At 44.1% G+C, this 12,611-nt stretch carries 11 protein-coding genes; 10 read left to right on the top strand and 1 reads right to left on the bottom strand.

The features are described 5' to 3' along the window. Nucleotides 1-705, bottom strand: a 705-nt coding sequence (locus A136_RS19580) for a DNA ligase (RefSeq protein ID WP_017063889.1), incomplete at its 3' end; no start/stop codon positions are given. 311 nt (nucleotides 706-1,016) lie between these two features. Between A136_RS19580 and A136_RS19585 the strand changes: the two genes are divergently transcribed. The 10 genes from A136_RS19585 (at nucleotide 1,017) to A136_RS19630 (ending at nucleotide 12,477) form a co-directional block, all read left to right on the top strand. Next, nucleotides 1,017-1,346: an STAS domain-containing protein gene (locus A136_RS19585; protein WP_017059596.1), complete on the top strand. Its 330-nt coding sequence runs from the start codon at nucleotides 1,017-1,019 to the stop codon at nucleotides 1,344-1,346. 63 nt (nucleotides 1,347-1,409) lie between these two features. Next, nucleotides 1,410-2,246 carry an OmpA family protein gene (locus A136_RS19590; protein ID WP_017063890.1) on the top strand — a complete coding sequence of 279 codons (837 nt, stop codon included), beginning with the start codon at nucleotides 1,410-1,412 and terminating at the stop codon, nucleotides 2,244-2,246. Next, a complete protein-coding gene (locus tag A136_RS19595) occupies nucleotides 2,243-4,342 on the top strand; it encodes an SLBB domain-containing protein (RefSeq protein ID WP_017063891.1) in 2,100 nt (699 codons plus the stop codon). Before A136_RS19590 ends, A136_RS19595 begins: the two co-directional genes overlap by 4 nt. Next, nucleotides 4,342-5,031, top strand: a complete 690-nt coding sequence (locus tag A136_RS19600; RefSeq protein WP_017063892.1) for a tyrosine-protein kinase family protein — start codon at nucleotides 4,342-4,344, stop codon at nucleotides 5,029-5,031. The genes A136_RS19595 and A136_RS19600 overlap by 1 nt, the downstream gene beginning before the upstream one ends. A gap of 575 nt (nucleotides 5,032-5,606) precedes the next feature. Beyond that, on the top strand, nucleotides 5,607-6,599 hold the full coding sequence (locus A136_RS19605) for an ABC transporter substrate-binding protein (RefSeq protein WP_017063893.1): 993 nt from the start codon (nucleotides 5,607-5,609) through the stop codon (nucleotides 6,597-6,599). 147 nt (nucleotides 6,600-6,746) lie between these two features. After that, entirely contained in the window at nucleotides 6,747-7,646 is a 900-nt protein-coding gene (locus A136_RS19610; RefSeq protein ID WP_017059591.1) for an ABC transporter permease, read from the top strand. Next, complete coding sequence (locus tag A136_RS19615) at nucleotides 7,639-8,871, top strand: quaternary amine ABC transporter ATP-binding protein (RefSeq protein WP_017063894.1); 1,233 nt, start codon at nucleotides 7,639-7,641, stop codon at nucleotides 8,869-8,871. Before A136_RS19610 ends, A136_RS19615 begins: the two co-directional genes overlap by 8 nt. Before the next feature lie 379 nt (nucleotides 8,872-9,250). Next, nucleotides 9,251-9,655 carry an Hpt domain-containing protein gene (locus A136_RS19620; RefSeq protein WP_017059589.1) on the top strand — a complete coding sequence of 135 codons (405 nt, stop codon included), beginning with the start codon at nucleotides 9,251-9,253 and terminating at the stop codon, nucleotides 9,653-9,655. A 223-nt stretch (nucleotides 9,656-9,878) separates the two neighbouring features. Further along, nucleotides 9,879-11,390, top strand: coding sequence for a sigma-54-dependent transcriptional regulator (locus A136_RS19625; protein WP_017063895.1), 1,512 nt, complete (start codon nucleotides 9,879-9,881; stop codon nucleotides 11,388-11,390). Continuing rightward, complete coding sequence (locus A136_RS19630) at nucleotides 11,371-12,477, top strand: glycosyltransferase family 4 protein (protein ID WP_017063896.1); 1,107 nt, start codon at nucleotides 11,371-11,373, stop codon at nucleotides 12,475-12,477. The genes A136_RS19625 and A136_RS19630 overlap by 20 nt, the downstream gene beginning before the upstream one ends. Nucleotides 12,478-12,611: the final 134 nt, after the last annotated feature.

The raw sequence follows: 12,611 nt of genomic DNA on the forward strand, positions 1-12,611 counted from the left end.
ATAAAATTCCACACCCTCTTCTGTGTGAACCAAGATTGAACCCATCATCCCTTTATACTTCCCTGTCCCACCCTTGTAGCCAATAACTGTGGCTTCGGCATCATGATGCCTTTTCAGTTTTAACAAATCATTACTTCGGCCTGCTTGATAACGACTGGTGATTTTTCTAAGCATCAAACCTTCGCCATTACGCTCATCGACATTATCAAGTTGATGAAACAAAGCCTCTTCACTGTGAATTGGTACATGTTCTATGTAGCTGACATGAGATTCTCCAATCACGCTTACCCAATGCAAAATGTTGTAATAGCGCTTTTGATAATCTCCCGCAGCGCCTGGCATATCAAACAGCATGAAATCGATTTGGCGCCATGCTGTGTCACTCGGCGTATGATCGAGAACGGTAGATTGAACAAGGTGGAACTTGCCCCTTCCTGCCCACAACTCTCCTTCGAGATGGACCTTAGGCAAGTTTTCAGTAAACCACTTGGGCGAGTAAATGCGATTACCATTGCGTGTATAAAGATGTTGTCCGTCCCAAAGAGCCCGAATCCCATCAAGCTTTTCACTCTTCCAGTATTCAGAAACATCAATGCCTTGTTGGTATGTATTGGCCAGTACCAAATGGTCGGGAGGTAAATAGGATGAATGAGAAGAAAGCGAACACGCCCATAGAGTTGCTATCGCCAATTTAGTTAATCTCATCATCTGCTCCGTATTGATATCTGTAGTAGTCAACAAACGCCTTTAATCCTAAGCGTTCTGACACGTAGGTAGACAACCTTTGCTAGAAGATGCGATCCACTCATCAACCTTATCTAACCTTTTCATTTATTCATTAAATTAATGACCTATAACTCTCATATATTCCGCCGTTTTTAGTTCTCATATTGAGAAACGTCTTTTCTCAATTTGAGATAGGAATTCGTACTAAACATAAATTATTGAAAAATAACAACATAAAAGTTGGCACATTCAGTGCAGTTGTCCATACATACTTAAAAGGAGATATCGCTATGGAACTACGTAAGACTGATTTAAACACAACGACACTGACACTTTCTATTTTCGGTGATCTGGATGCAGCAGGCAGTCGTGATGCACAAACCGACATCGATGATGTGATTTCTAACGATGGTCACCCTGAAATCGAAGTTGATTTTAGCCAGGTTGAGTTTTTAGATTCATCTGGTGTTGGCGCGATTGTTTATATGTTCAAACGTCTGACTGAGCGCGAACGCAACATGCGACTTGAAAATGTGACTGGTCAGCCTCTTGAAATTATGAACCTACTACGTATTGGCCACGCTATCCCAGTAAATTCAAAAAATCCTGCAAATTCATGAAGACCCACTAAGCTAGAAGTAACAAAAAAATAATAAGAAAAATTAGAAACATAGGACGTTGGCATGAAAATACTGAAAAACTACATAGCCCTTTCTCTGTCCGCTCTCGTTCTGGGTGGCTGTACTAGCTATCCTGAACAAGGCACAGGGGGTTTGGCTGAAAGTTACGATTCTATTAACTATCAAAACTCAGACTTCTCTCCTGTCATGCCAGACGAGCCTCTTGGTCCAGAACATGGATTACGCTTTGATTGGCAGCTCGCTAAATTGCACCTTGATGCTTTGATCCAAGAAGGTGCTCGTTGGTGTTTCCCAGCTGCTGTTGTTCAAGCAATCGAAAAGCAAAATCGTATTGCTCGTGAACTTCAAGGCGGTCTATTACTGGATGCAGCCAACGACTTAGTGATCCAAAGAAAACGCCTAAATGAACTTGAGGTCCAACTGGATTACGTAACTTCACAAGCCCGCTGTGAGCCACCAAAAAATGAAAATCAATTTAGAATGCAACTGTCGGTTATTGAACAGTTGTATGACCTGCTTAATGTTGACAACCAATTTGCGGAAAACTCGACTGAAGTAAATCCTAAATATATGGGAAGACTGGCCGAGGCGACCACTTTACTTAAAGAACACAAATCCCTAGACCTTGTTGTTACCGGCCATGCTGATGCAACGGGTGCCGAAGAATACAACGACAAGTTAGCACTTGGACGAGCGAAACAAGTCGAACGCTACCTGACTATTTTTGGACTAGGCGCTCAACGAATCAAAGCCGTCTCTGTTGGCGAAACCGTCCCTCTTTTTGAAGGTGAATCCGACGGCACGCGTTTAACGAACCGCCGAGTAAGTATTGAAATTTTCTCGCCTAAGAATGCCGAGAAAATGGGAGGTGGATTATGAAATCCTTGATCGCTTTTATCATCACCCTACCGTTATGCTTTGCGAATGTCGTCAATGCTAACGATGAGTTTTCAGACGCGGTTCAAGTCGGTGACCTTATCCAAGTTAACGTACCCGGTGAAAGTACCTTAAACACGGGGTTCCAAGTGGATAAGCGTGGCCGTATTACCCTTCCTGAAGTAGGCGCTGTGTTTGTTGCAGGTTACGACAGTGAGCAGCTTAACAAAGTGGTTCTAGAGTCGCTGGCAACCGCCTATAAAGATCTTTCGAACGCTTCAGTCTATGTAAAAGAGCAGCAAATCATCATCTACGTACAAGGTTATGTAGAACAGCCTGGTGAATACACTCTCGCATTAGGTTCTAGCATCCAAATGGCACTTTACGCTGCGGGTGGTTTACGCCCGGGCGCGCAACTGGATAAGCTGATTCTTAAGCGAGGCGCAGACAAGAAAGAGTTTAACTACAAACGATTCCTTGATTCAGGAGACGAGTCAGCATTACCTACTCTTCAATCACTGGATTCACTATTCGTTCCAGCTTCTCCATTAGTCGGTAACATCGAGCAAGAATTTGACGCAGCAAAGCTTGCTAACTCAGGTGACAGTGCTGATTCTCGTAACTCCATCAAAGTGTTTGGTGAGGTGAACGCGCCGGGTTCGTTCACTTACAAAGAGAACACCGACCTTGTCGACGTACTTATGCGTTCGGGCGGCGTAACTCGTTATGCCAGTGTTGAGCAAATCCGAGTGATTTCGAACAACACCCCAACGCTATTCAACCTAAAACGTTACTTAGATTCTGGTGACGAAAGTCTGCTTCCAATTTTACGCCCGGGTGCGACCATTTTCGTTCCCAAGCAAGAAGAAGAGATCAAATCCGGCGCCAACATGGTTTACGTAATGGGCGAAGTCGCAGCCCCTGGTGCTTTTGAAGGCAAAAGAGACGCGACCTTTATGGATATCTTGGCGAATGCGGGCGGCCCAACTCGATTTGCAGAGTCACGACAAATCCGTGTTATCAAAGCAGATGGCAGAGTGCTTAAATTCGATTTAGCGGCTTACACTGAAGGCTTACCTAACTCTAACCCTCCTAGCATCAAAGCTGGTGACGCGATTTTCGTTCCCGAGAAAACCGACATGAACGAGAAGTCTTGGTTGAAAATCACGCCAGACAGAGCAGTTAACGTGATTGGTGAGGTGAATCGACCTGGTCGTATTGAATGGTCAGATGAAATGAATTTCATGGGATTATTGGCACACGTCGGTGGCCCTACGCTACGCGCTGACACATCGAAAATCGAAGTTGTTACTGGTAGAAAGCTAGTTGTGTTTAACCTTGATGATTTTATTCGAAATGGTGCGCCACGTGACCAAATGCCACAAATTCGAGCGGGCTCTATCGTGCGTGTTCACGACTTGCCACAAGATCCTTCAGACAATAAATCACAATGGGTTCGTCAAAGCTCTGATGCTTCGATCTACATCTTTGGACAAGTGAATGCACCCGGTCGTTACCGCTTCACCAAAGACATGCACTTCCTTGATATCTTGTCTGCGGCTGACGGTCCAACAAAGGACGCCGACATCCACAACGTTCGAGTAACGCATCGTGACAAAACCTATTCGCAAGTAAGCAAACTTAACTTATCACTGTACTTTGAAACCGGTGACGAATCGTTACTGCCAAACGTAACCACTGGCGACACGATTTACATCCCAGAGAAAGGCAAAAACTGGTTAGATACACCGAAAGAAGAAACCGTTCGTGTGCTTGGTGCGATTAACAATCCGGGGCGTTATGTGTTCAACGACAACATGACCATTCTAGATATTCTGGCAGAAGCAGCAGGCCCTACCGACAATGCTTATGTAGAAAAAATTACCATCGTCAATATGTCTTGCTGCCAAGGTCAGGCTCGTACTTTTGACCTTGTTGAATTCAGCAAAACGGCGAACATTTACAATTTGCCGGTGCTACGCGCTGGTGACACGATTTACATCCCAGACCGTCGCGAAAGCTTTATTGAAAAAGCACGCGTCGGACTTGATGACATACTGCGTATCACCACCACCATCGTATTAATAGGAGCTTTATAATGACAATTTCAGCGACCCATGCCGAAGTCGAGCAACTGTATTTAGCTTCTGAACTTAACGGCCAAAAATCAATATGCGTCACCGCCTGCCATTCAGGTGACGGCGTAACATCTATTGCAACCGCACTAGCTGAGCGTTTTCTTCTTGCGGGTCATTCAACACTTTATGTTGATCTCAACTTATTCAACCCTGCTTTCAAAGATTTGAATATGCTAGAAGATAATCAGCAAGGTCAATTGATTGAACATGTTGAATCTCAGCGTACGTTTATCGGTGTACCTGCTCCACAAGTTGCTTCAACGCAATTGGCTTATAAAGATCCGACAACGTTACAAAAAGTGGTCAACAAATGGTTAGAGAAATACGACAGAGTCATCATTGATACCTCACCGCTTCTCAACATAAACAAAGGCAATATTCCGGCGCAGTCTGTCGCGAGCGCTTGTGGCAGTACACTAATTGTTGTCGCCTATGGAGAAACGTCGAGTCACCACCTAGAACAAGCGAAAAAGCTGCTTGATGCACAAAGTATCAATCTAATGGGCTGCGTGATGAACATGAAACAAAAGCCTAGCTTTGCACAAGAGTTGGTCAGACAAATCAATCGAATGAAATTTATCCCCGTTAAGCTTCGCGATAGCTTGGCAAACAAGCTGTATCAAAATGAGTTTTTGAACCTGCCGATGTAACTTTTCCGTGCCACTGTAACTTTCTTGTACAACTGTATGGCTGTCATTTATACCATGACAGCCACCTATCCTATTAAATTTCAAGCCGTGACAACTCTAAATACCTCCAAAACCAAATTGGGTGTTTTTGGCGAAATTATTATTGAAAATAAGATTTTAAAAACCATTCAACGCATTTCACACACGTCATTCATGGTCTTACCACCTTTAAATCCCTTCAAAAATAAACAGCCCCACACCTAACTTTAGCGGTAATGTGACACAGACGGTTAAAGTGCCATGTAAATCGCATCAAAGATGGAATTCGTACGATTATTCCCTAAGATTATAAATAGAGGTGGTTTTTGACGAATTTGTAATAGTTTGACAAAGTTATCCGATGGCTGTTGAAACACAGTGGATGAATTGGCAAATCACACTTCACTGACTTTGCACGTTTATCTATTCAAACTTCACCCATCCCTCCTTCTGCTCAAATGGTTCAAATACACGGAAAGGATCACCATCGAGCAATTTAGATAATCAATTTACCTTGGTTACCTTAGTTGTATTATTAAAGAGAAAGGAAACTCAATATGAAATACAAGTTAAGCTCCGTATTTTTGTTAGTAGCAGCAGCCAGCGGTAATGCTAACGCTGGAGAATGTGGCAGCGTAACAATCGCAGATATGAACTGGAACTCTGCAACACTGATCGCCAATATCGACCAATTCATCCTTGAACATGGTTATGGGTGTGATGCTGAACTTATCCCTGGCGACACTATGCCAACAGGCACGTCTATGATCGAAAAAGGCCAGCCTGATGTTGCACCTGAACTTTGGAGCAACAGCTTAAAAGACGCATTAGATAAAGGTGTTGAAGAAAAACGTCTTCGCTACGCAGGTAAAGCACTTGTGAACGGCGGCGAAGAAGGCTTTTGGGTTCCAGCTTACCTAGTAAAACAGTACCCTGAAATGGCAACCATCGAAGGCGTACGCAAAAACGCAAGCTTATTCAAACACCCTGAAGACCCAGATACATCTGCATTCTACAGCTGCCCTGCAGGCTGGAACTGTCAGATCAGCGCCGGAAACCTGTTTAATGCTCTTGAGCTAGAAAACAGCGGTTTCACGATTGTTGATCCAGGCTCGAGTGCCGGCTTATCTGGCTCTATCGCAAAAGCTTATGAACGTGAAGAAGCTTGGTTTGGTTACTACTGGGCACCGACGGCTGTGCTAGGTAAATACGACATGGTTAAAGTCGACTTTGGCAGTGGCGTTAATGAGGAAGAGTTCCTTAACTGTACCACTAAAGAAGATTGTGAATCGCCAAAAGCGACCATGTACCCGCCTTCACCTGTTCACACGATTACCACTGAAAGTTTTGCGTCACGTGCTCCTGAAGCATACGACTACTTTACTAAACGTGGTTTCACGAACGACAAAATGAACTCGCTACTTGCTTGGATGGAAGACAACCAAGCTGATGGCGAAGAAGCGAGTCTGCATTTCTTAAGTGAATTCCCAGAAGTATGGCACCCATGGGTTTCTGAAGAAGTGGCTAAGAAAGTTGAAGCAGAGCTGTAAGAGCTTGATTTAATAACAAGTAATTACGCTTCAACAATAAAACAGAAATAACGTCGCTATACTTGATGTTATTCATGATTCGGAGCCCTTTTCATTAGCGATTTTCTTATCGCATGGACAAGTGGCTCCGAACTATAAGGATATAAAATGGCTGACAGCAATTGGTTATCAAGCTTTCCAGAGATGGAACGCGGTGATTTACGAACCATAAAAAAGACGCTAGATGGCGCATACCGTGAATTTTCCCGTGAATACGGCGAAATGATTGAATCTCTCTTTGACCCTCTTCTTTCATTCCTCGTTTGGTTTGAAAAACTCCTTATCTCAACACCTTGGATTATAGTCCTGGCTGTGTGTACCAGCCTTGTCTACGCAGCAAGCCGTTCTTGGAAACTGGCTCTAGGCTGTGTTGCTTCTCTACTTCTCATTGGTTACTTTGGAATGTGGGAAGACACCATGCGGACGCTCAGTATCATCACTGTATGTACCTTGGTTTCAATATTCTTGGGCATTCCGATTGGTATTGCGATGGCTCGTTCAAATCGAGCTCAGTCAATTGTTACGCCGATGCTCGATATCATGCAAACCATGCCTGCGTTCGTTTATTTGATTCCAGTGGTAATGCTACTGGGCATCGGTAAGATTCCAGGGCTAATCGCCGTGGTTATCTACGCGATTCCACCTGTAATTCGTCTAACTAACCTAGGCATACGCTTAGTTGATAAAGAAGTCCTTGAAGCCGCTACCGCTTTCGGTGCGAGCAAAAAGCAACGCTTATGGGGTGTTCAACTTCCTCTAGCAATGCCCACGATCATGGCGGGTATTAACCAAACCATCATGATGGCACTGTCTATGGTTGTTATCGCATCCATGATTGGTGTGAAAGGCCTAGGACAACCGGTTCTCAAATCGATTACTAACCAGTACTTCACATTAGGCTTGATGAATGGTTTCGCCATCGTTGCCCTCGCAATCCTTTTTGACCGCGCTTCACAAGCGTACGCAAGAAGAACTAATGCGCATTTAGGAGGATTCAAGCATGACTAAACCATTGATTGAAATTAGTGGTCTGTACAAGGTGTTTGGACCGAAACCAATGTCTGTTATGAACCGAGTTCAAAACGGCGAACACAAAGATCAGATTCTTGCGGATACGGGTCATACCGTTGGTTTGAAAGAGATCAACCTTGAGATTAACCGTGGTGAAATCTTCGTTATCATGGGGCTTTCTGGCTCGGGTAAATCGACGCTGATTCGCCACTTCAACCGTTTGATTGACCCGACTCAAGGTAAAATCATGGTTGAAGGCATTGATGTGATGAGCCTCAACACTAAACAGCTAGAAGAGTTCCGTCGTCATAAAATGTCGATGGTATTCCAACGCTTTGGCTTAATGCCTCATCGCACTGTGGTTGAAAACGTTGCGTACGGGTTGGAAGTACAAGGCATCAAAAAAGAAGACCGTTTAGCAAAAGCCAACGAATGGTTAGAAACCGTGGGCTTGAAAGGTTACGGCAAGCAATACCCTGTGCAACTTTCAGGTGGTCAGCAACAACGTGTTGGCCTTTCTCGCGCTCTGTGTACTAACGCTGAAATCTTGTTAATGGATGAAGCCTTTTCGGCACTCGACCCTTTGATTCGAAGTGAAATGCAAGATCAGCTTATCGAACTTCAAGAGAAGCTTCATAAGACGATTGTTTTCATCACACATGATCTGGACGAAGCACTCCGCCTAGGCGATAGAATCGCAATTTTGAAAGACGGCGAGTTAGTACAACAAGGCACACCACATGAGATTCTGCTAAATCCAGCCGATGATTACGTGGAAGCGTTCGTGAAAGACGTAAACCGTGCTCGTGCACTGACCGTTGAAACCGTTATGCAGCCTCCTCTGTATCGAATCACATCAGAAACGATTGAAGGTGCTCTGGCACAGATGAAGATGCTGAAAAACGATTACGCTTATCACGTAACGGATGACGGCTATCAAGGCCTAGTCACACAAGAGAGCCTACAAGACGCAGTTGAAGATTCATCGGTACATGATTTTAGTGATGAGATATACGAAGAAGTCCCTGCCATCTTACCAGATGCGGTGATTGAAGAAGTGCTACCGGACACTATGTCTTGTGACTACTCTCTTCCAGTTGTTGATGAAGACGGTAATCTAAAAGGTGAACTCGAGAGAAGCGCTGTTGCTGATATCTTCTCAGAAAGTAGCGAGGAAGAAGTAGAAGCCGACCCAAAGCCAAAGATTGATAAAGCTTCGTAGTCCTACTTTTCGTGATTTAAAGCTCGGCTGTTTAAATTATCGCTATTTGCGTTATCGCTATTTAGATTAGCCCAAACTGCTTACCCCGCTCTAAGACCACTGTTGTTAATTCACTGCAGTGGTCTTTTTTATTTGTATCGGGCTCGTTTTCTTCTGAGATCTACCCGCACCTTAGGCTTTATAGGCACCTAAGTTTATATTTCATAAGAGAAAGCAAAATAAAATCAGTCCGTTAGGTTTGTCACAAACCCAATAGCAAGATGAGTGAGATGCCAATTAAATGCTCTATTTGTACGGCAACCAGTTGAAATTATTCTAGAAAATGACTAAAACTTAATAGTATTAACAGATATTAAGCTCAATAAAAGGACTTAGTTTGATGAATTCTACTTTAGCGTCAGACGCAGCTACAAATCTAAACTCACAACAAGTGAGCGAGCTTGTCGATGAAAGCGTTCTGGAGCAAATGATTCGCGATACAAGTGCGGACATTATCCCTATCTTGATCGACCATTATGTCGAAGAATCACAAACACGCTTGGTCGCTATAAAAGAGGCAGTCACGCAGAAAGACGCTCAAACACTTGAGTTCGAGGTCCACACTCTCGGCAGCACAGCGCTTTCGTTAGGTAATCGCCCTTTGGGTGAATTAGCTCGAGCTTTAGAAAAGCTATGTTTAGAACAGAGTCATGATGCGGCATTTCGACAAGTTGATGAATTACTAGAGCTCGCAGAGCGTTCAATAAAAGCCTTGCTTGAAAGGAAAGAGGCAGGCTTCAGCTAGCTTTGCATGTTCATTATCGGTATCAGATTAAAAACTCAAAACAGTCGTTATTAATATAGTCGCCATAAGATGGGCTCCATCATGAACAGCAATGCGAGAAGTTATACAGGCCGCTTCTTAAAAGATTGCATGTGGTAGATAACAAATACACAAGACTCGTATTGATGGTTGCATATCACTATGTTATTGATTGGTTAGGATAAAGTTTCAAAAGGAATACACAATGCGCCCTAAGGTATTGTTAGTTGAAGACTCCACCTCACTCGCCGTACTCTACAAGCAGTACGTAAAAGACGAGCCCTATGATATTTTCCACGTCGAAACCGGCGCGGAAGCTAAGACCTTCATTGAAAGGCACTCTCCACAGCTTGTGATTCTCGACCTTAAGCTTCCTGACATGCCAGGCGAAGAAGTCTTAGATTGGATTACTGCTAACGAAATACCGACCGCTGTCATCATCGCGACAGCGCATGGTTCAGTAAACATCGCGGTAGACCTTATCCAACGCGGTGCAGAAGACTTCTTAGAGAAACCCATTCAAGCCGATCGACTCAAGACCTCTGTTAGCTTGCATCTAAAAAGAGCGAAACTCGAAAACCTCGTCGATAACATGCAAAGCAAATTCGATCGTGATCGTTTTCATAATTTCATTGGCTCTTGCCTACCCATGCAGGCGGTTTACAAGATCATTGATTCGGTAGCACCAACCACTGCCAGCGTGTTTATTAACGGCGAAAGTGGTACAGGTAAAGAAGTGTGTGCGGAAGCCATTCACCAAGAGAGTCAGCGTAATGGTAAACCCTTCGTGGCCATTAACTGCGGCGCTATCCCTCGAGACCTAATGGAGAGTGAAATCTTCGGTCACGTTAAAGGTGCGTTTACCGGTGCGACAACCGACCGGAAAGGTGCAGCAATGCAAGCGCATGGCGGTACCCTATTTCTCGATGAGCTTTGTGAAATGGAACTGGAGATGCAGAAGAAGCTCCTCAGATTTTTGCAAACTGGTACGTTTACTCCACTCGGTGGCAACCGCGAGATTAAAGTGGATGTCAGAATTATCTGTGCGACCAACCGCGATCCACTGGTTGAAGTAGAAGAAGGACGTTTTAGAGAAGACCTTTACTATCGTGTTCACGTTGTGCCTATCGAAATGCCACCGCTTCGTGAACGAGGAAGTGACATTGTCACCCTATCTAATCACTTCTTGAAACTTTACGCGAAGCAAGACAAGAAGAAGTTCAAATCAATAGACAAAGAAACGCAGAATCTACTTAAACGTTATGCGTGGCCAGGCAATGTGCGTCAGTTGCAAAACATCATCCGTAACATCGTGGTGTTGAACAATGAAACGAGCGTGACTAAAGACATGTTACCGCCTCCGATGAATAAAGTAGATGCCGCTCCATCATCTAAATCAGTGACACCAATTCGAGTAACTGCGCCTCAACCTGCAGTTGTTGAAGCACCAGAAGCTAAGTTGCCACCGATTACTCCGGAAGAGTTGGAACAATCGTCAGTTGCTCAAGCTCACAACGAGCCGATGACGCCTGCATTTACCACAAGCGAAGGTGCTATTCGTCCAATGTGGCAAATAGAACGTGAAGCCATTCAACATGCCATCAATCATTGCGATGGGAATGTGTTAAACGCTGCTGTGCTGTTAGAACTTAGCCCTTCTACTGTTTATCGTAAGAAACAGGCTTGGGAATCGGAAGATGAGTACAATCAAGCCTAACCAAGGTGTACTCGACATAAACCTTCATGAGATTTGGCTGTTGATCGACAGCCAAACTTTTGGAGGCATAGAAACGCATGTTTTAGAATTAGCACAAGGCCTGATATCGGAAAGCGCTCAGTATTCAGAGGCTGTTCGTATCGTTCTTTTGACTAAGTTTAATCCTGAAGCGATCATCGTTGAAAAGTTGAATGCGCTGAACATCCCTTTTAGTTACCTCTCCGATTTAGCCTCATGTTCTGTAGATTCAAATGGCAATAGCGCGACACAGCTGAAACGTGCAGTTCAACATTATCAACCAAGGCTTATCCATGCTCATGGTTACAAAGCCAGTTTGGTCAGCAAGTTAATCAAGCTTCCGCCTCGTTTCAACAACACAAAGCAAATCACCACTTATCACGCAGGTGAAACCCCAACAGGCAAAGTATGGCTTTATGATTGGCTCGACCGTTACAGCAGTTTTCTTTCTGATCAGTCGCTCGTGGTCAGTGAAAAGATTAAAGCGAAAGTGCCGAGTCAAACCCATCAATTGAATAACTTTGTTAAAATGCCAACCGGGTTAACAAGCTCCCCTTCATCAAGCCCATTCCATGTTGGTTTTGTGGGGCGATTGAGCCATGAAAAAGCGCCTGATCGATTTGTTGCATTAGCCAAACAGTTTCCTGATGTTCGGTTTGAGCTTTTTGGTGACGGGCCAGAAATGGACATCTTAGTTAAATCGCAGCCTGATAATGTGACCTTTCATGGGCATCAGACCAATATGGACGACGTCTGGAGCCAAATCGATCTGTTAATCATCCCTTCTCGCTTTGAAGGCTTACCTATGGCGGCATTAGAAGCCATGATTCGTGGCATTCCCGTTCTCGCCACCTCAGTTGGTAACTTGCCTCAACTCATCGAGCATCAAGTTAACGGCTACCTTGCAAATTCAGAAGCTGAGCTAGAACAGTTTTTATCTTTGTGGATGTCATTGACGAACGAGCAACGTAACTCTCTCAAGAGTCACGCGATAGAAACCGTGAAAAACCAATACTCTCCACAAGCCGTTGTCCCGCAGTTGTTGGAAATCTATCAACTCGACCGTTAATTCTAGCCTTAGTCGATAACTGGTTATTTGGGCTTGATGATTTAAGTACTTTAGTCAGTTTTATACTGATTCTCAAAATGACAAAACTCACCTCAAGGCTACGCCCTCACTTAATAATCCAACATTAAATCAGT

Source organism: Vibrio crassostreae 9ZC13 (assembly GCF_000272045.2).
Taxonomy (GTDB): Bacteria; Pseudomonadota; Gammaproteobacteria; order Enterobacterales; family Vibrionaceae; genus Vibrio; species Vibrio crassostreae_C.